The organism is Frankia sp. CcI49, from assembly GCF_001983215.1.
GTDB lineage: Bacteria > Actinomycetota > Actinomycetes > Frankiales > Frankiaceae > Parafrankia > Parafrankia irregularis.
Window position 1 is genome coordinate 14,073 of record NZ_MOWP01000040.1, and the last position, 19,592, is coordinate 33,664.

The 19,592-nt window shown below is 69.5% G+C and carries 15 protein-coding genes and 1 pseudogene; 8 read left to right on the forward strand and 8 right to left on the reverse strand.

Going from position 1 to position 19,592, the window contains the following annotated elements; translation table 11 throughout:
* Positions 1–133: 133 nt before the first annotated feature.
* The 3 genes from CcI49_RS34045 to CcI49_RS34055 are packed head-to-tail and all read right to left on the reverse strand — an operon-like array spanning position 134 to position 3,687.
* Positions 134–1,237 (reverse strand): phosphotransferase family protein, encoded by a 1,104-nt coding sequence (locus CcI49_RS34045; protein WP_076833489.1) that lies wholly within the window; start codon positions 1,235–1,237, stop codon positions 134–136.
* Positions 1,238–1,297: 60 nt separating this feature from the next.
* Positions 1,298–2,515 carry a cytochrome P450 gene (locus CcI49_RS34050; protein WP_076833491.1) on the reverse strand — a complete coding sequence of 406 codons (1,218 nt, stop codon included), beginning with the start codon at positions 2,513–2,515 and terminating at the stop codon, positions 1,298–1,300.
* Positions 2,512–3,687: a hypothetical protein gene (locus tag CcI49_RS34055; RefSeq protein WP_076833612.1), complete on the reverse strand. Its 1,176-nt coding sequence runs from the start codon at positions 3,685–3,687 to the stop codon at positions 2,512–2,514. The genes CcI49_RS34050 and CcI49_RS34055 overlap by 4 nt, the downstream gene beginning before the upstream one ends.
* Positions 3,688–4,127: 440 nt before the next feature.
* On the opposite strand from CcI49_RS34055, the gene CcI49_RS34060 reads away from it, so the two are divergent.
* Entirely contained in the window at positions 4,128–4,655 is a 528-nt protein-coding gene (locus tag CcI49_RS34060) for a nuclear transport factor 2 family protein (RefSeq protein ID WP_076833494.1), read from the forward strand.
* Positions 4,656–4,750: 95 nt separating this feature from the next.
* A complete protein-coding gene (locus CcI49_RS34065) occupies positions 4,751–5,602 on the forward strand; it encodes an SDR family oxidoreductase (RefSeq protein WP_076833614.1) in 852 nt (283 codons plus the stop codon).
* A 59-nt stretch (positions 5,603–5,661) separates the two neighbouring features.
* Here CcI49_RS34065 and CcI49_RS44605 read toward each other — a convergent pair.
* Positions 5,662–6,267: pseudogene (locus CcI49_RS44605) on the reverse strand (helix-turn-helix domain-containing protein).
* A gap of 224 nt (positions 6,268–6,491) precedes the next feature.
* Here CcI49_RS44605 and CcI49_RS34075 point away from each other — a divergent pair.
* Both CcI49_RS34075 and CcI49_RS34080 read left to right on the forward strand, forming a co-directional pair.
* Positions 6,492–7,712, forward strand: coding sequence for an amidohydrolase family protein (locus tag CcI49_RS34075; protein WP_076833497.1), 1,221 nt, complete (start codon positions 6,492–6,494; stop codon positions 7,710–7,712).
* 221 nt (positions 7,713–7,933) lie between these two features.
* Complete coding sequence (locus CcI49_RS34080) at positions 7,934–8,848, forward strand: cyclase family protein (protein WP_076833499.1); 915 nt, start codon at positions 7,934–7,936, stop codon at positions 8,846–8,848.
* Positions 8,849–8,919: 71 nt separating this feature from the next.
* On the opposite strand, the gene CcI49_RS34085 is transcribed toward CcI49_RS34080, so the two are convergent.
* Complete coding sequence (locus tag CcI49_RS34085) at positions 8,920–9,777, reverse strand: amidohydrolase family protein (protein ID WP_347280164.1); 858 nt, start codon at positions 9,775–9,777, stop codon at positions 8,920–8,922.
* Between the two features lie 279 nt (positions 9,778–10,056).
* Here CcI49_RS34085 and CcI49_RS34090 point away from each other — a divergent pair, with 279 nt between their 5' ends.
* From CcI49_RS34090 to CcI49_RS34100, 3 genes are all read left to right on the forward strand, one after another.
* Complete coding sequence (locus CcI49_RS34090; RefSeq protein ID WP_076833504.1) at positions 10,057–10,665, forward strand: TetR/AcrR family transcriptional regulator; 609 nt, start codon at positions 10,057–10,059, stop codon at positions 10,663–10,665.
* Positions 10,666–10,793: 128 nt separating this feature from the next.
* Positions 10,794–11,918: an acyl-CoA dehydrogenase family protein gene (locus CcI49_RS34095; RefSeq protein WP_241840394.1), complete on the forward strand. Its 1,125-nt coding sequence runs from the start codon at positions 10,794–10,796 to the stop codon at positions 11,916–11,918.
* Complete coding sequence (locus CcI49_RS34100) at positions 11,908–13,086, forward strand: acyl-CoA dehydrogenase family protein (RefSeq protein ID WP_076833508.1); 1,179 nt, start codon at positions 11,908–11,910, stop codon at positions 13,084–13,086. The genes CcI49_RS34095 and CcI49_RS34100 overlap by 11 nt, the downstream gene beginning before the upstream one ends.
* A gap of 56 nt (positions 13,087–13,142) precedes the next feature.
* Here the strand turns inward: CcI49_RS34100 and CcI49_RS34105 are convergent, their stop codons facing one another.
* From CcI49_RS34105 to CcI49_RS34115, 3 genes are all read right to left on the reverse strand, one after another.
* The gene (locus tag CcI49_RS34105; protein WP_076833511.1) at positions 13,143–14,786 is read right to left on the reverse strand and encodes an AMP-binding protein; all 1,644 of its coding nucleotides are present in this window, start codon (positions 14,784–14,786) and stop codon (positions 13,143–13,145) included.
* A 67-nt stretch (positions 14,787–14,853) separates the two neighbouring features.
* On the reverse strand, positions 14,854–15,603 hold the full coding sequence (locus CcI49_RS34110; RefSeq protein WP_076833616.1) for a crotonase/enoyl-CoA hydratase family protein: 750 nt from the start codon (positions 15,601–15,603) through the stop codon (positions 14,854–14,856).
* A 165-nt stretch (positions 15,604–15,768) separates the two neighbouring features.
* On the reverse strand, positions 15,769–17,202 hold the full coding sequence (locus CcI49_RS34115; protein WP_076833618.1) for an HNH endonuclease signature motif containing protein: 1,434 nt from the start codon (positions 17,200–17,202) through the stop codon (positions 15,769–15,771).
* Between the two features lie 543 nt (positions 17,203–17,745).
* On the opposite strand from CcI49_RS34115, the gene CcI49_RS34120 reads away from it, so the two are divergent.
* Entirely contained in the window at positions 17,746–19,509 is a 1,764-nt protein-coding gene (locus CcI49_RS34120; RefSeq protein WP_076833514.1) for a DUF262 domain-containing protein, read from the forward strand.
* Positions 19,510–19,592: the final 83 nt, after the last annotated feature.

Sequence of the window (19,592 nt, forward strand, 5' to 3'; positions counted from 1 at the left end):
GCCCAGTTCAGACGCGGCATGATCATCGGCCGGGCAGGAACGACAAGCATGGCCCGGGAACCTGCCCGGGTGTCGGTCCGGTGGCGCCGTCGCCGCGGCCAACCTCGGACAGCCGCGGCAACGTCCGTCGAACTCAGGCGGAGGAGCTCGCGGCGAGGCGGTCGCGGACCTGGCGGTAACGTTCGCGGCCGGCCAGTACCGGGCCGGTCTCGAGGTCCTCGTCGACGCCCAGGTCGTGCAGCGCGGCCCGGGTGAAATGCGGAATGGCGAGGCCCATCTGCGCGAAACGCAGCTCGTCGCTGGCGCCGCTGTCGAACAGCATCGCCCCGACGAGCAGGATCACGCAGGTCTTGAAGGTCTGGAACGCCTTGTACCACTCCCGGTGCCGGACCGGGAGGCCGGTGAGTTTCTCGTAGTACGCCAGGGCCTCGTCGAAGGTGAGCGCCCCGGGCCGGCCGGTGATGAAGACCGGCGTCGCCCAGAACAGCTCGAGGTAGCCGAGGTCGGCCAGCGGGTCGCCGAGGGCGGCGAGTTCCCAGTCGAACACGCCGGTCACCTCGCCGTCGGCGAAGGCGAAGTTCCCCGGTTTCACGTCGCCGTGCACGAGGGTGACGGTCTCCGAGGGCGCGGGCCGCTGTTCCCGCAGCACGTCGAGCAGCCGTTCCAGGGCCGGCAGCCGGTCCTTGCGCACCCGGTGCAGCTCCGACGCCCAGCGCCCGAGCTCGTCGTCCAGGTACGTCCGGCCGTCTCCGAGCGCGACCAGGCCGCTCCGCTGAAGGTCAACCCGATGGATCGCGGCTATCTGCTCGACGATCCCTTCTGACATGCGGCGGATCGTCTCGGGGCTCGCGTCGAGCTCGGCGGGAATCCGGTCTTCGTAGACCTCGCCGGGCACCCGCTCCATGACGTAGAACGGGCGCCCCAGCACGGAGCCGGAGGGCTCCAACCAGAGCACCGCCGGGCTGCGGACGGCGCTGTTCTCCAGCCCGCGCAGAATGGTGAACTGCCGTTCCATGTCGTACGGCTCGAGCAGTCCGGGGCTTCGCGGGCTGAGCCGGAGAACGACCTCCCGTCGATGTTCGGCGCAGCCGGCGCGCCACGCGAGCGTGAGCACGCTGATCTCCGCCGAATAGCCGAACGTGACCCGGTCGGCGTTCTCGATCCGGAGGTCGGTGGCTGCCGGCATCTGGTCCCGCAGCCATGTGGATAACCGCTCGAGACCGTTGTCGTCCCGCATGGTGCACCTGTTTCCTTGTCGTCTTTCCTGTCGTTCTTCCCTGGCATCCCCGCCGGTTGTTCAGCTCGGGGTGAACCGTATGCGGATCTGGTCGTATGCCCGGGCGAAGGTGGCGGGGAGAATCTTCGGCTCGGCCGGGTCGACGAGCTCCCAGTCCGGCATCCGGCGCAGCAGTTCCTCGAACATCACCCGAAGCTCCAGGCGGGCCAGATGCGCGCCCAGGCAGACATGGGTGCCGAAGCCGAACGCCACATGCCGGGGAGCGGTCCGGGCGACGTCCAGGGTCTCCGGGTCGACGAACACCCGCGGGTCGCGGTTCGCCGCCGGGTAGAGCAGCAGAAGCTGGTCGCCGCGGCGGATGTGCTGGCCGTGCAGTTCGTGGTCCTCGGTCGCGGTGCGCCGCATGTTGAGCACCGGCGACACCCACCGGATGAACTCCTCGACGGCCTTGGACGCCAGCAGCTCGGGCCGCTCGAGCAGCAGGGCCCGCTGGTCGGGGTTCAGGGCGAGGTCGCGGATCATCGTGCCGATGACGGTGCGGGTCGTCTCGGCGCCGCCGTCGAGCACCAGAAGGATCTCGTCGAGAACCTTTTTGGTGGTCCAGTCGGGCCGGTTCGCCCACACCGAGATGAGGTCGTCGCGTGGCTCGGCGCGCCGGGCCTTGACGACCTCGAGGGTGCCCTCGTAGAAGTCCTTGATGAGGCCGGGGATCTCCGGATGTGTGACGTGCGGTGGCCCGTCCGGCGATGTCTGGCCGGAGAGCAGCATGATCTGCTCGGACCAGTGCCGGACCCGCTCCCACTGGTCCCTCGGGTAGCCGAGCAGATCGCTGATCACGATGGCGGGCAGGCGTGAGGCGATTGCCTCGATCGCCTCGCACTCGCCGAGCGGGGTCACCGCGTCGAGGATCTCCGTGACGACGTCGCGGACGTGCTGCTCGTGCCGGCGCACCGCTCGCGGGGTGAACTGGCTGGCGACGAGGTTGCGCTGCGCCTGGTGATCAGGGTCGTCCATGTTGATCATAGACAGTTCCTCGCGCAGGTCGATGTGCGGGCGGGAGCCCTCGAAGGACGAGTAACGCACCCCGTCCTTCTCGACGGTGACGACATCCTCGAACCGGGAGATCACCCACAGCCGCTGCACCGGATCCCAGAAGACCGGCGCCTGGTCCCTTAACCACCGGTAGGCATCCCACGGATCAACGTAGAACTCCGGGTCCAGGACGTTGATCCGCCGCACGGAGTCGCCCTCGGTCTCGGCCACGGCCGCCGTCGTCATGAGTACGACACCTGGTGGTCCGAGTCGGCGGTGAGGCCGAGCTCCGGCCATTCGCCACCGATGATGCTTTCCATGATTCCGTAACCCACCGCATCTCCCTCCCGGACCCGGACCGGCGTGTCACGGAACTGGCCGAGCTCGCGCAGCGACTCGTCCGACCAGCAGTCCGCGATGTACTCGCCGTCCAGGTGCAGCTTTCCCTTCCAGCTTCCGTGGATCTGGCCCTTCCACTCGCCGTAGAGCCCGGTCTTGAGAAAGAAGCCGGACTCCCCCAGCGCCTCGACCTCGATGACCCGCTGCTCACCGGACTCCATGGTCAGGTGCAGCTCGCCGCCCTTCACGAAACGGGTGCGCGGGTCGTAGGTCATGTGCGGCTCGGCGTGGCGCACCGCGTTCTGCCGACCGCCCGCCTCGTTCACGTAGGCCGACGTGTAACCCCAGGCTCCGCCGGCGATGAAGATGGCCGTCTCGTAGTACGTTCCGTCGGCGCGGCGAAGGAACACCGGCGCCCATTTCATGAGCCCCTTCACCGGGGCGGCACCCGCCTTCGGCGTGGCGGAGCGGCGTGGCGCGAGGTCGGTGGGAGCGGCGCCGACGGCCTGCCGAACACCCCAGGAATGATCCCGGTAGCCGAACCACGTCTCCGGGCGCACCTCGTATGTCTCACCGTTGACGGTGACCGTGCCGGAAGCCCAGCCGCCCTGGTGATAGCGGACGATGTTCACGTCGACACGGCCGGTGTGCCGGTTGCGGACGAGGTTGCGATCCTCGAAGAACGGCTGCGTCACCCCGGACAGGACCAGGTCGAAGGAGATCGGCTGGATGTCGTTCTCCGCCAGCCGGAACCGTACCTGGGTCAGCGGCTCGATGATCTCGTACTCGATCGGGCCGATGCCCATCAGCTCGGGCGCGGTCCGCAGCTCGCGACTACCCCGGACCGTCCATTGTTCGCGGCCACGGGAGACGCCGGCGAAGCCGTCGATGATGCCACGGTTCTGGTACTTCCCCAGGCCGAAGTCGACCTGTAGCGAACCGTCGACGCTGGCGAGCGAACCCCAGATCTTCTCGGTCCAGGCCAGGTCGGACTCGGACACCGTGGCGAACGTGTCGACGATCTGGTGGGTGAGAGTCTCGTCCGCGCCGCGCAGCGCTCCGATGTCCTTCGGTGCCATCTGGCTCATCCCCTCAAGGCCATGGACGTGGCCGGCGACCGGCGACAACTGCGCCGGCCGGCCCGCCGCTCCACAGCTACTGCGGCTACTGCGGCTACTGGTGCACTTGAGTCCGGTGACGATCCCCCGGCCGTGGCGCGTCACGATGCCCCATGCGCGACATGGTGGCACATAATCTCATTTTTGTCTTACCTCGGACGCCTCCGTCTCCCGCCCGACGCACCGAAGCCGGCCCCAGACCCGTCCGCAGACCCGTCCACAGCCAGCCCGCGGACATCGAAGGGTAGGACATCACGTGCTACTTGTAACGCGGTCGGTCAAATGGTTAGCTCTGTCGCGTACGCCCTCCGAGCGCGCGGCGACAGGCCCCCAGCCAGTGGAAGCCCTTCGCGACGACCGCTCGCCGGCGATTCGGAAGGGAAGAGGACCGGGGATGACGGATGGACACTGAACCTGCGGCATCGATCGCCCGGCTCCGCGACCGGCTCGCGGCGGCCCAGGACGATCGCGAGCGTGCCATGCTCGTCGTCCTGGAACGCCGCGTGACCGCCGAGATCGTTGGTGATCTCGAAGCCCTGGGCGCGGCCGTGACGCCGGACTTCGTGCTCAGATCCCATCCGGCCGGCGGGCTGACCGGCGAGGGGCGCGACGCCTTCGTGGCCGGTTTCGCCGCCGGACTGGCCCGTGCCTATCGAATGCTGTGGCTGGACTGGGATCACCTCGCCGTCGACGGGGTGACCGGGACCATCGCCGCGGACGGCCTGATGCGCATGGTGCTGCGTGGCCCGGCCGCGGCGGCGATGTACCCCGACTCCGTCGACGATCCGTCGTCGGACTACCTTGCCAGCACACCGATGGCCATCTACGTCACCTTTCGCGATGGGCTGATCGCCCGCGAGGTGACCTACGCCGACAACAGCGCCACCGTCGTCACCAGACACACCGGCACCGGCACCGGCACAAACTAAACGTCAAATAGTCCGAAGGCAGCGGCCAGCTCCCGGTCTGGCCGCCATTGTCGTCATACGGCGGCAACTGGTTTCCGGGTCGGAGGGTGGGCGACATGGTTGGCTCGGTCGAGGGGCATTCCATCCTGGTAACCGGCGGCGGGACCGGGATCGGATCGGGAATCGCCGCCGCGCTGGCCCACGAGGGTGCGTGGGTCACCATCTGCGGGCGTACCCAGGGAACCCTGGAATCAGCTGCTGAGGGCATCAACGCGAAGGTCGGCCGCGAGGCCGTGACCTGGCACGTCGCGGACGTCACGAACGAGTCGGACGTCCAGCGGGTCGTGGCGGCGGCCGCGCAGTGGCGCGACGGGCTCGACGGTGTCGTCGCGAACGCCGGTGGCGGCGGTGCCCTCGCACCGTTGCACCTGCAGAAGGTCTCCGAGTTCGAGCGCGTCATCAGCCTGAACCTGATCGGAACCTTCCTGCTCGCGAAGCACGCCGTGCCAATCTTCGCCCGCGCCGGCAAAGGCTCCTTCGTGGGCCTCTCGTCCATCGCCGGGCACCTCACCCACCCGTTCTTCGGCGCGTACCCCGTCGCGAAGGCCGGGGTGGAGGCGCTGATCCGCAACGCCGCGGACGAGTACGGCGAGGCCGGTATCCGTTTCAACGCGGTACGCCCCGGTCTCACCGCGACCGAGATCATGGGATTCGTCCAGCCCGGAACACCGGTCTACGAGAGCTACGACGCCAACACCCCGCTCGGTGGCGCCACCCAGGTGGACGACGTCGCCCAGCTGGTCGTGTTTCTCCTGTCGGATCGTGCGAGCCGGATCACCGGCCAGATCGTCAACATCGACGGCGGCACGAGCGTTCGCCGCGGGCCGGACTGGTCCGCCGTCGTGGAGCCCCGCTTCGGCGGCCATGAGGTCGCCCTCGGCCGCGCCGAGCCACCAACCCAGGTCTAGAAACCTCCGACCGAGACGGAACAGCCGGTCACGACGTCACGCCGTCACGCCGCAGGTCGTCAGGGGGCGGGATGCTCCGCGGTGACCTGCGGAGTTGATCGACGTTCGTCGGCGAGCGCGAGCGCCCGGGTGCCCAACACGACGGCCAGCGCGAGGCGCTCGGCGTCCTCGGTGCCGGGCTCCGCGGTGTAGACGGTGATGCGCAGATCGTCCGTGGCGAGGAGAACGTTGCGCCAAAGAGCGTTGCGTTCGATCCCGCGCCAGGTGGACGTCTCGCCCATGACCGCGTCGTAGGGCGCGTAGGCGAGCACGGGCGTCCAGGCTGCGTCCTACCCGACGACCGGAGTGTTCGCCAGTCGGTCGAGCAGTCGCTGCACGCTCGGCGAGACCCGTGACGGAACGACGTCAAGCCCGGGCGCGACACGACCTGCCAGCCGGTGGAGGAGGTCCCGCTCCGGGCTGTTCAGGCGCAGCGCCCGCGCGAGCCCCTCCACCACCTGCACTGAGGGCGTGGTCGCCCGTCCCTGCTCGAGCCGGGTCAGGTAGTCGGTCGAGATCCCGGCAAGCCCAGCCAGTTCCTCGCGGCGCAGCCCGGCCGCCCGACGGCGCCGGCTGACGGGCACGCCGACAGCGATGGCACCATCCCTTGACCGCCGCCGCCCGATCAATCATGCTCCGAGAAGTGACAATACAGAAGTAAAAATCATGCATCGTCACATGTACGTGATCGATTCCCCGATGGCCGATCCCCAAGGGCGCCCGGGTCGTGCGGTCGCAGGCACGGACGCCTCGAACGTGACCGCGGCGCGGCAGAGCGGTTCTCACCGGCGGATCGACGCCACCTGAGGGAGCGCCCGGACGAGGGCCGAGAGCAGGAAGGTTGACCAACGTGACCGCTGCGAGCGCGGAGATCCCGACGATCTTCGATACGGACAACCACTACTGGGAGACCTCCGACGCCTTCACCCGGCRTCGCGACCCGAAGTACACCGACCGCGGCGTCGTCATCCGTCAGATCGACGGCAGGATGCGCTACGTCGTCCACGACGAGCTGCACCCCTGGATCCCCGGACCCGGAGACGTCAACCCACGGCCACGGCCCGGCGCCCTGTACGAGTACTTCGCCGGCCGTGCTCCCAAGTCCGACCTCGCCCACATGCTCACCTCCGAGGAGCCGGCTGCGCACCCGGAGTGGTACAACCGCGACGCCCGCCTCGCCGTGATGGACGAGCAGGGCCTCGAGGCGATGTGGCTCTTCCCGTCCCAGGGCGTCTGCATGGAAGGGCCGATGCAGCCCGACATCGAAGCGTCCGTCGACATCTTCCGGGCCTTCAACCGCTGGCTCGACGACGACTGGGGCTTCGCCTACCAGAACCGCATCTTCGGCGTTCCCTACCTGACGCTGTCGGACCTCGACAGCGCCCTGCGGGAGCTGGAATGGGTGATCGACCGTGGTGCCCGGATCGTCACGATCCGGTCCGGCCCGGTCTTCACCCCGGACGGGATGAAGTCGCCGGCCGACCCGATGTTCGATCCGTTCTGGGCCAGGGTCGCCGAAGCACGCCTCGTCATGACCGCCCGCGCCGGCTTCGACGAGGGCTACCAGGAACTCGAGGACGCCCTCGCACGCACCTGGGGCTACCCCAGCCGGCGCCGCCAGGGCAAGGCGTCCTCCCTCGCCTTCTATGAGCCATTCGTCGACGCGCTCATGCACGACCGGCGCATCCACGACTTCCTCGCCGCGCTCATCGCCCACGGCCTGTTCGAGCGCCACCCGGGCGTGCGCTTCGCATCCATCGAGAACGGCGGCATCTGGGTCCCCTCACTGCTGCACGTCCTCCAGAAGCTCCACGGCCAGAACCCCGGCCTCTTCACGAAGAACCCGGTCGACCAGTTCCACGAGAACGTCTGGGTCTCGCCCTACGTCGAGGAGAGCGTCCCCGAGCTCAACAAGCACGTCCCCGTCGAACGGCTCCTCTTCGGCTCCGACTGGCCACACGCCGAAGGCGTCGCCGACCCACGCGACTTCCTCGCGAACGTCACCAGCTTCTCCCTCACCGACCAGCGCAGGATCATGGCCGAGAACGCCCGTGAGCTGACCTTCCACTAGCCTCGATTCTTCCTGGGTGGACGCCCGGTCCGAGCGCTGGACACGTCCCGACCGAAAGCCTCAAACTCGACGTCTACCTCGATAATTGGCTGTCAGTTCCCGGCGACCGTGCCGCTGTCGCTGTCGCTCGACCGTGCGCTCCGCCCGGGCCTGCGAGCTCGCTCCGTTCGCGACGGCGGCTCCGCGGGGCCGGGGCGGTTGACGTAGGCAGGAGGGGAACGATGACCAGGGATTTCCGCGCGGTTGGCCGTGACCTGTCGAACTGGGGGCGCTGGGGAGCGGACGACGAGATCGGGACGCTGAACCTGATCACGCCGGCCCGGGTCGCCGCGGGGGCGGCGCTGGCGCGGACGGGGCGTGTGTTCGACCTGGGGTACACCCTCTCGTCCAAAGGCCCGCAGGTCGGATTAGGCGGGCGGGTGAACCCCGTCCATCTGATGTCGATGACGGGCCAGTCGGTGTATCCCGACGGCGCGGGGTTCGCGGACGACTTCATCGTCATGCCGTTGCAGTGCGCCACCCAGTGGGACGGCCTTGCGCACGTCTTCTACGACGGCTTCTGCTACAACGAGGTGCCCGCGTCGTCGATCACCCCGCAGGGAGCTGCCAGGCTCGCCATCGACCGCATCGCGCGGGGGGTCATCGGGCCGGCCGTGCTCGCGGACGTCGCACGTTTCCACGGCGTCGACTGCCTGGCGCCGGACCACGGGATCAGCCCAGGCGAACTGGACGCGACCCTCGACCGCCAGGGCGTCACGCTGGTGCCCGGCAGCATCCTGCTCGTGCGTACCGGGTGGACACGGCGGTTCACCGAGGGCTCGGCCGCCGAGTTCATGAGCGGCGAGCCCGGCCTCACCCTGGAGTGCTGCGCGTGGCTTCGTGAGCACGACGTGGCGGCGCTGGCGGCCGACAACTGGGCGGTCGAGCGGTATCCGACCGGCGATCCGGGGGCCATCATGCCGGTGCATTACGTCCTCATCAGGGACATGGGGATGACCCTCGGCGAGATGTTCGACCTGGAGGCTCTAGCCGCGGACTGCGCGGCCGACGGAGTTTATGAGTTCCTCCTGGCGGCGCCGGCTCTGAAGGTCGCGAACGGTGTGGGGACGCCGCTGAATCCGCTGGCAGTGAAATAGCTCAGGGAAACCGGGGGTGGCCGGGGAGATGCTCCCGGCCGCCACCGGTGATGCTGAATTCCGCGGGGCGCTCAGCCCTCGGCGGGCAGGCCGAGAACGCGGGCCGCGTTGTGGCGCAGGAACTTCGGCCACACCTCCGCCTTCAGGGGGACCTGGGCCAGCTCCGTCATGATCCGGTCGAGGCTCAGCCCCATCGGGAAGTAGCCGCCGTAGATGATTTTGTCCGCGCCGCGGGTGTTGGCGTAGTCGATGATGTTCGCCGGGTAGTAGCGCGGTGAGAAGGCGCTGGTCGAGTAGTAGAGGTTCGGCCATTTGAGCATCAGCTTCACGGCGAGGTCCGTCCACGGCTCGGCGCCGTGGCGCATGACGAAGACGAGTTCGGGGAAGTCGTACATCACCTGGTCGATGAGCTCGACCCGCTGCACCATCGACGGGACCCGCGGCCCGGCGATCCCGACGGTCGCGAAGACCGGGATGCCGAGCTCCACGCACTTGGCGTAGATCGGGTACATCTGCGGCGCGTCGATCGCCACCTGCGGCGACGTCCCGTGCGGCATGATGGCCGCCGCCCGGATGCCCCAGGTCTCGTGGGCGTGGACGAGCTCGCGGATCCCGGCCATGCCCTTGTTCGGGTCGCAGGTCCAGGCCCCCGCGAACCGCGTCGGGTGGTCGGTCAGCGCCCGGCCGCCCACCTCCGGGTCCGCGCTGACGCTCACCAGGGAGATGTCGATGCCGTGCCGGTCCATCTCGCCGAGCACCAGGCCGACCGGGTCGACGTCGCCGGGGAGGTGGCTCGCGGGAACGTCGTGGAACATGTACTCGGCCGGCATCACGAAGTCCTCGCGCGACTCCTTGTCCCGCAGGATCGCCCGGATCGACCTGTAGAGCGCGGCCGGGTCCTGCGGGAACCCGACCAGGGTGTCGATGATGCCGACGTCGAACGGACGGGACGGCCCGCCAGCCGGGGTCGGCGCCGCTTTCGGCGCGGTTGTGGTCACTCGGCACCTTTCAGGCTACGGTCGCGGCCGGGGTGGTCGATCTTCCATCTGCCTGACGGCCGCTCCGCGGGAGGCTCGCTGACGCTTGTCGTGCCACAAGACCGCCGACATGCCGTCAGCATGCCATCCAGACGATGCATGATCTATTCTTCTGTATTGTTACAGTTCTCGTAGCATGCTGGACTGAGTCGGAACGGTCAAGGGACGGCGATGAGACGGCACGGTTGGGGAGGCTCGCCGCCCACCGGCGAGGACGAGGCCCGTGAGCGGATCCTCGACGCGGCCGTGACCTGCCTCGACCGAGGGGGCCCGGCCGAGGTGTCGGTCTCGGACGTCGCCGAGGAGCTCGGCGTCACCCGCCCGACCGTCTACCGGTACTACGCGAGCCGCGACGAGCTGCTCACCGCCGTCACCGAGCGGGCGCACCGCGGCTTCCGCACGGAGCTCGACGGCCTGTTCGCGGCGATCCAGGACCCGATGGAGTACGTCGTCGAGGTCGTCGCGCACGTCGTGGAGCAGCTGCCGCGGTCACCACACCTCGCCGTCCTGCTGACCGCGGGCCGCTCCGAGCGCTTCGAGCGAGGCGCGGTGTCCGCCGAGGCGATCGCTCGGAACGTCTCGCTGGTGCGCCGCGATCTCGACTGGGCCGCCATGGGCTATGCCGACAACCAGCTCGATGAGCTGGTCGAGGTCATGCACCGCATGATCACTTCCCTGATCGTCGCACCACCGGAGAAGCCCCGCTCCGCGACCGAGCTGCGCGCCTTCCTGCGCCGCTGGCTCGGCCCCAGAGGCACCCCGGCGCCCTCCTCCAGCTAGGCGGTCCGCGGGGCGCCGACCGGAGGGTCGGCGATCTTCTGGGCGGTGTCGCTGACCCGCTTCAGCAGATGTCCGAGTCGCGACTTGACGGCGGGCGTCGGAGCGCAAGAGTATCAATGTTGACACCAATGTCGAGATTGGTACGCCTCGGCAGCCGGCAAGGCACAGGAGTTGACGCCGTTCTGACTACCACCTTCGCCTCCGACGACATCGTCGCGCTACGCGACGCCCTGCGCGGGACCCTGGGGACCGTCTGGCAGGAGCTGCCGTCGACGGTCGAGACCACCTGGCGTGAGCGGTGGGAGCCCCTGGCCGAGCTCGGCCTGCCAGGCTTCTGCGTTCCGGAGGCCCGAGGAGGCTTCGGCCTGCGGGTCGACGCCGCCGTCACCGCGGCCATGGAGCTCGGAGCCGCCCTGCATCCCAGCCCGTTCGCCGGGCTCACCGCGAGCGCCCACGCTCTCGCCGAGGCCGCGCAGACCGCCGAGACCGCCGGCACCGGCGGCGATCCGGTCGTGGGCGGGCTGCTCGACGACATCGCGACCGGGGCACGCATCTGCGCGTTCGGCCGGCTCGGCCCCGACGGCCGGACCGCCCAGCTGGTCGACGGCGGCCCCGACGCCGACGCGCTGCTGCTGCTCGACCGCACCCGCGACGAGCTGCTGCTCCTGGCCGCCCCTGGCGACTGGAGCGCCGAACCGTCCCGGCACGGGTTCGACATCACCAGGACCTGCACGGACGTCACGGTGACCGCCGGCCGCGGCCAGCGCATCGCCGCGCCGGTGCACGCCGACGCGCTGTACGAGCTGCTCCTCGCCGCCGACGCGATCGGCGGCACCCAGCGGGTGCTGGACCGCACCGTCGCCTACACCGGCCAGCGTCAGGCCTTCGGCCGGCCGATCGGCGGGTTCCAGGCCGTCCAGCACCGGCTCGCCGACCACGCCGTGCGGGTCCGCGGCATGGCGCTGCTCGTCCATGAGGCGGCCCGGCAGTTCGACGCCGAGCCGGGGTCTCAGTCGCAGGAGCACGCACAGCGGGTCCGGCGGGCCGTCGCCCTCGCCTCGCTGAGCGTCAGCTCGGGCGCCGGGCACATCCTGCACGACCTGCTCCAGCTGACCGGCGCCATCGGCTTCACCTGGGAGTACGGCCTGCACCTCTACCAGCGCCGGGTACATCAGGACGCCCGCCTCGCCGCGAACCCGCGAGCGGCCGCGCGCTCGCTCGCCGACACCGAAGGATGGACCGATGCGCACTGACCTCGAGGAGTACCGCGCCCGGGTCCGTGCCTTCATCGCCGAGCACGGCGTGCCGATGCAGGGCGAGGGGGTTCGGGTCCCCGCGGACGCCAACGAGGAGCGGGCGATCCGGGGATGGCTGCGGGCCCTCTACGAGGCCGGATTCCTCGGCGCCGGCTGGCCGGTGCAGTGGGGTGGCCGCGCGGACCATCTCCCCCAGCACGACCTGGTGCTGATGGAGGAGCTCATCCGCGGCGACGTCTACCGGCCGCTCGACCAGGTGATGCTGGCCAGCCACGCCATCATCGAGTTCGGCTCAGACGAGCAGAAGGCCCAGCTGCTGCCGCGTATCCGCGCCGGCGAGCACGTCTGGTGCCAGCTGTTCAGCGAGCCGGATGTCGGCAGCGACCTCGCCTCCCTGCGCACCCGCGCGGAGCCGGACGCAGCCGGGGACGGGGACGGGTTCACCGTGACCGGTCAGAAGATCTGGAGCACGGACGCCCAGTGGGCCGACATGGGCATGCTCCTGGCCCGCACCGACCCGTCCGTGAGCCGGCACGCCGGCATCACCGCGTTCGTCATCCCGATGGACCTGCCCGGCATCGAGATCCGACCGATTCGCGAGATGACCGGTTACGCCGAGTTCTGCGAGGTCTTCCTGGACGGTGTCCGCCTCGGGCCCGAGCACGTGCTCGGTGAGGTGAACGGCGGCTGGAAGGTCGTCACCTCGGGGCTGGCGTCCGAACGCGCCTTCGTCGGCGCGAACTCCCTGCAGCTGGAGCGCATGTTCGACGACCTGGTCGCGCTGGCCCGCGCCGCCCGGCTCCCCGACGGCACCGCCGCGCTGGAGCATGAGGACACCCAGGCCACTCTCGCCGAGGCACTCGCCCGCGTCGAGGAAGTGAAGCTCATCGTGCGCGACACCGTGGAGCGGATCCTGGTCGACGACGAGCATCCCAGCGACGGCCCGGTCGCCAAGCTCGCCTACACGGAGACGAACGTCGCCCTGACGGAGATCGCGATGGGGATCATCACCTCGTCGGTCGCCATCGACGAGGCCGGGGCGGCGGTCGCCGACCGCTGGTACCACAACTTCCTCTGGGGCCGGGCCCTGACGATCTCCGGCGGCGCCTCGGAGATCATGCGCGGCCTGATCGGTCGCCAGCTCCTCGGCCTGCCGCGAGCATAGGCATCCAGATGTCTCCCGGCCCGCGGGCCGGGAGACATCTGGCGCGGGCGGGAGGCCTACGCGGTGTAGCGCGGCGCGATCTGCCGTCTGATCTGCGCCTTGATGATCTTTCCGGTGGAGGTGCGGGGGAAGTCCTCGACGACCTCGACGTACTCGGGGAGCTTCTGGCGTCCGAGGCCCGCGGCGAGCAGCAGCGCGCGGATGTCGTCGACGTCCCGCACGGCCGATCCCGGTACCAGGCGCAGCAGCGCGCACGGCTTCTCCCCGAGGCGGGTGTCGGGTACCGCCACCACCGCCGCCTCCAGGACCTCGGGCATGGTCTTGAGCAGCAGCTCCTCGACCTCCGCCGCGCTGATGTTCTCACCGCCGCGGATGATGATGTCCTTCTTGCGATCGGTGATCGTCAGGGCGCCGTCGGCGTCGAGAACACCGATGTCCTCCGTGCGGTACCAGCCGTCGGCGTCGAAGGTGGCGCGGGTGAGCGCCGGGTCGGTGTAGCCGATGCAGCAGTCCGGGCCGCGGCTCCAGATCTCGCCGGGCTGGCCGACGGCGGCCGGCTGGCCCTCGTCGTCCAGCAGCCTCAGCTCGACGCCGTCGAGGGGGACGCCGTCGGTGCGCAGACGCAGCCGCTCGTCGTGCTCGTGGCGCGACCCGGTGATCGACGGATGCTCCGTCGATCCGTACATGCGCACGACGGAGACCCCGGCGGCCTTCGCCTTCTCCGTGACGGCGACCGGCACCGCCGCACCGCCGAGCCCGGCGAACCGCAGGTAGCGCAGATGCTCGTCGGTCAGGTCCGGGTGTTCGAGCAGGCTGGTGAGGAAGTAGGTCGCGCCCGAGCCGGCCGTCAGCCCGTACTCGAGCATCGTCGCGAGGACCCGGGCCGGATCCCAGACGTCGATCAGGTCGACGGAGTCGCCCCGCAGAACCGGGATGAGCAGCGCGCCGATCATTCCCATGAAATGGCCGACGGGTGTGCCGGTCAGCGACGGCAGCCCACCGTTGGCGGCCATCGCGCCGAGCTGGCGCGCCTCCGCTCCCAGGGTGTTGTGGGAGTGGATGACGCCCTTCGGGTCGGCCGTCGTGCCGGACGTGTACGCGACCAGCACCGGCGCGTCGGGGTCGGGCGCGGCCGGTTCGGCCAGCGCGGGCCCGCCGGTGAGCTCCTCGAACGCGAGCGCGCCGGCGGGCAGCGCCCGGTCACCTGCTCCGACCACGCCGACGACCTTCAACGACGGCGCGGTGGCGCAGACGCCCTCGAGGTCGTCCAGGTAGTCACGGCGGCCGAAGCCGGCGGCCGTGACGAACGCCGTGACCTCCGTCCGGCGCAGGATGTAGGCGACCTCCTTCGGGCCGTAGAAGTGCACGATCGGCACCACCACCGCGCCGAGGAAGGTGCTGGCGTAGAACGCCGCCGCGGCCTCAACCCAGTTCGGAAGCTGGAACGCGACCGCGTCCCCCTCCCGCACGCCACGCGCCGACAGCCCTCCTGCCAGGGCCAGCGCCTGCGCACGCAGGTCACCGAACGTCCCCGCCCACGGCCGTTCCTGGGAGTGGATGCGGACGGTCTGCTCGGCGTGGGCTCGCAGCGCCGCGTCGATCTTCACGCCCATCGGCGTGTCGTCCCACAGCCCGCGGCGTCGCCACTGATCCGCCAGCTGGCCGGGAACCGGCCTGGTCCCCCAACGCGGATCGGACACGGCGACTCCTCCTCGTGACAGACAGACAGGCAGGCAGGTGGACGGAACGTGGACGCAGCGCCGTGGCTCAGCGGCCGACCCAGTTCGGCGGGCGCTTCTCGGCGAAGGCGCGGGCCCCCTCCTTGGCGTCCTCGCTGCCGAACACCGGCGCGACGGTCGCCGCGATGCCGTCCCAGTCGGCGGCGGTCAGCTCGCCGACCATCATCGCCTTGGTGACCTGCACCGCCAGTGGCCCGTTCGCGGCGATCTGGTCGGCCAGCTCCAACGCGACGGGGAGCACCTCGGCGACCGGGACGACCCTGTTGACCAGGCCCATCTCCCCCAGCCTGGCGGCGCTGACCGGAGCACCGGTCAGCCCCAGCTCCAGGGCCAGCGGCAGCGGGATGCGCTGGGGCAGACGGGTGCCCCCGCCCGCGGCGATGAGGCCGCGCTTGACCTCGGGCAGACCGAAGCGGGCCGTCTCGGCGGCAACCAGCAGATCACAGGCCAGTGCCAGCTCGAAGCCGCCACCGACGGCAGTTCCGTTGATGGCGCCGATGATCGGCTTCGGGAACACCCGCCGGGTGAAGATGCCGATCCCGGGACCGTCGATGTCGGCGACGGTGCCCGACAGGAACGCCTTCAGGTCCATGCCCGCGCAGAAGACCCGCTCACCCGCACCGGTCAGGACGACGGCACGTACCTCGTCGTCCTTCTCCGCCTGCTCGAACGCGTGGCCGAGCCCCGACATGGTGGGTGCGTCGAGCGCGTTGGCCGCCTCTGGCCGGTTGATGGTGACCACCATGACCGGACCGCGCCGGTCGACGTCGACGGACATGGCTGCTCCCTTGAGGACAATGGCCCCGACATCAATGTCGACATCGACGTCGATCCGAATGTTCCTGACCATAGCGGGCCGACCCGCCCCTCGCAACGCGCCAGGATGTCTCCCCGGACCTCCCGAGACGAAAGGGGCGACCCGGACTCGGCTAACGCCGCCGCGCTAGGCGGCCGGGTGGTCCTGGAGGAGTACGAAGAGGGATTCGCCGAGGTTGAGACGGCCGCCGTCGCGGGTGGTGACGGCGTGCGGGGCGACGTGTCCGGTTTCGCTGGCGAGTGCGGTGGCGGGGTGTTCGCCGGGCCCGGGTGTGACGGGTGGTGCCGGCAGGAGGGTGCGGCCGTCGGGGAGCAGGGCGGTGATGGTGCCGTCGGGGGTTCTGCGGAGCACAATGCCTTCGTCGTGGAGGTGGCGGTGGTGGGTGCCGCAGACGAGGGTGAGGTTGTCGAGGTCGGTGCGGCCACCGTCGGCCCAGCCGGTGAGGTGGTGGATGTTCAGCCATCGGGTGTGGTCGCAGCCCGGGTACTGACACGTGCCGCGGTCACGGGCCTGGACAGCGGTGCGTAGCCGGCTGGTGGGGAAACGGTGGCGGCGGCCGAGGCGCAGGGGGTTGCCATGCGGATCGACGAGCATCGCCTGGACGAGGCTGTCGCAGCCGAGGCGTTGCAGGACCGCCGGGGGCAGCGTGGCCGGGGTGGTGCTGCCGGTCGCGGTTGCGTCTGGCCGTAGGTCGGCGGGGCCGAGGTGCAGGACGAGGGTGTGGGTGGGATGGACGAGTCCCGGGGCGCCGTGGTGCTGGAAGCTTTCGGCAAGCGCAACGAGGCCGTCGGCGTCACGCTGCCGATCCGACTCCGGCCCCGGTTGCGGTTCCGTGGTGGATTCGGTGGTGCCGGGTTCCGCGGTGCCAGTTTCCGCGGTGCCGGTTTCGGTGGTGGTGAGGCTGTCGCGGGCGGCTTCGATAGCGGCGATCAGCTGGGCGCCCTCATCTGCCGGGAGGACCGCGGTCAGGTGCACCATGCCGTCCTCATCGGTGCGCCAGGACACCCGGCGGGCGGCCCGGGTGCGGGCCCGGTCGTCGGGATCGGCGCTGCGTTGCCGGTAGGCACGGACCAGATTTTCCAGGGCGCCGGCGGTGCAGTGCACGGCGTGGTTGAGCCAGGTCTGTTCCGTCTCGGGGCGGGCGACCCGGGTGATCGCGCGGACCTTCGAGTACGACAGCGTTCCCGCGGCGAACGCGGCCCGGATCGCGGGAAGCCGCTCGAGAGCGTGCGCGGTCGCGAGGTGCTCACGGGCCGTGCGAGGGCTGAGTCCACATCGCCAGGACAGCCAGTGCGCGCACGAGCGCATCCCGATCCCGGACCAGCCGGAACGCCGGTCGAACACGGCTAGCAGCCCGAGCCAGGTGCAGGTCGCGGCAGCGATCCGACCCGCCCACTGACAGATCGCGGTCTCCAGATCGGCGACCGGGACGGCGTCGGGGTCCGTCGGGAGATCGGCGGGCGGGAGACGGGCTGCCGGATCGGGGCCGGTAGGCATGAGGCCGTCGGTGGGGATGGGGTCGGTGGGAGCGCCGGGAGTGACAGCGGCAGTGTCGATCATGAGGATCACCGGGCCAGGGGTGTCGTCGTTTCATCGGGCCCGCGCATCGTCACACCGACCACCGACAGTTCTCACAACCCCGACCCAACCCAGACCCTGACCGCAGCGGCGGCGGGCCCGGCCGTGACGGCCCGCGACGGGTGTGGGGCGGTTCAGCGGAACCGCCCCACACCCGGCAAACACCCGCTCGCCAGTGCGCACAATCAGCTGACCAGCCTGACGCACTCCACACCCTGCGCCAAAGGGCCTCCGAACCCCCAACGGCATTCGTTGGGCAGCGGCGAGAGTCATCCCGGTCAACGATCCTCTCGCACCACGACCCGCCCTCCGCAGCTCTCCAGGACGGGCATGTCCGCGCAACCGAGGAGCCCTCGGCCACAAAAGATCAATGGAGGCTCATCGAGTCGGGCTCGCGGGCAACGCTTTGCACACAACACCCGCAGCCCTGTTCGCTGACGCGGCATAGTCATGTTCGATGACGGGAGATCACCCAGGTCATCACGCCTAGTCCCCGCATGCACCAAACCAGGGAGCGTTGCCCGCATGGCCTTTTGTACTCCAGTGACCGTGGCCGAGGTTCTGGCTGGGATCCACAAGAAGAACTACCTGCTTCCAGCGATCCAGCGGGAGTTCGTCTGGGACACCAGCCAGATCGTGCGCCTGGTGGACAGCCTGATGCGCGGCTACCCGATCGGGTCCTTCCTGTTCTGGGAGATCGAGCCCCAGGAAGCACTGAGCTACACCTTCTATGACTTCGTCACGCACTATCACGAGCAAGATCATCCGTACGCCAGCAAGGCCGCGGTCCCGGCTGGCCACGGCGTCACAGCCATCCTCGACGGCCAGCAGCGGCTCACCGCACTCAATATCGCGTTCTACGGCACGCACGCCGAGAAGAAGAAGTACATGGCAGCGTCCAACCCGAACGCCTTCCCGAAGAAGATGCTGTACCTCGACCTGCTCGCGGGCCCGGAAAGCGACGAGTCCGACCTGGAGTACAACCTGCGGTTCCTCACCAAGGAGGAGGCGAAGCCGGCCGCCGGCTCTCCGGACCGCTGGTTCCCAGTCAGCGGCGCGCTCACGCTCGCGAACAGCGGGCCAGCCCTGATCGGCGAGCTCAAGCAGCGAGGTGTTCTCGGCGCTGATGAGAAACCGTTCGAGCGGCTGTACGACCTGTACCGCGCCCTGCACGAAACGAAACCGATCAACTACTACCTGGAGAAGTCGCAGGAGGCAGACAAGGTCGTCGACATCTTCATCCGGGTCAACAGCGGTGGTACGACGCTGTCCCACTCCGATCTTCTCCTGACCATGGCCACCAACCTGTGGACGTATCTCGATGCCCGGGAGGAGGTACGCAGCCTGGTCGAGGAGCTGAACACAGGCGGTGGCCGGCGCTTCGACTTCTCCAAGGACGTGGCACTCAAGACCGCGCTGATGGGCGCGGGCGGAGACATCAAGTTCCAGGTCGCCAACTTCACCCCGCGCAGGATGGCGACGGTCGAGAGCCAGTGGGGGGAGACGAGGAACGCGCTCCTGCGTGCCGCCGCTCTGCTGCGGGCCTTCGGTTTCGACGCGCGTACTCTGACCGCCGACAGTGTGATCATTCCGATCGCCTACTATCTGCGGCACCGCGAGCTGAAGGACAGCTACCTGACGTCGGCGGCGGCCGCGGAGGACCGCGAGCGGGTACAAAGCTGGGTCATCCGCTCGCTGCTGAAGCGCGGCATCTGGGGATCGGGCCTCGACGGGCTGCTGACCCGGATCCGCCAGACGATCAACGACCATGGTGCTGACGGATTCCCGATCGAGGAGATCGAGACCGGAATGACCGCCCTGGGGAAGTCCCTGAGCTTCGACCCGACCGAGATCGACGATCTGTTGGAAATGAAGTACGGCGGTCAGCGGACCTTCGCGGCCCTCGCGCTGCTCTACCCGGGCCTCGACCTGTCCAAGCAGTTCCACCAGGACCACATCTTCCCGAAGTCGCGGTTCACCAAGAAGCGGCTGGCCGACGCGGGCATCCCGGCGAACCAGATCGATGCGTACATCGACGCGGTTAACCGGCTGCCGAACCTGCAGCTGCTCGCCGAGATTCCCGGCATCGAGAAAAGCGCCAAGCTGCCTGCGGACTGGCTCGCCGAGAAGCACTGGACCGAGGCGAAGCGCAAGCAGTACCAGGCCGACAACGATCTCGACGGCCTGCCTTTCGACCTCACCTCGTTCCTGGACTTCTACGAGCAGCGCAGACAGCGGATGCGTACCCGGCTCACCACGATCCTGGGCCTGGCCGCCCCGACGCGCTGAGCCCTGACATCGCGGCGGCCTTCGCGCCGCCCAGGACGACCATCCCTGCTACGCCGGCCACATCCAAGCGCACCCGCGGACCG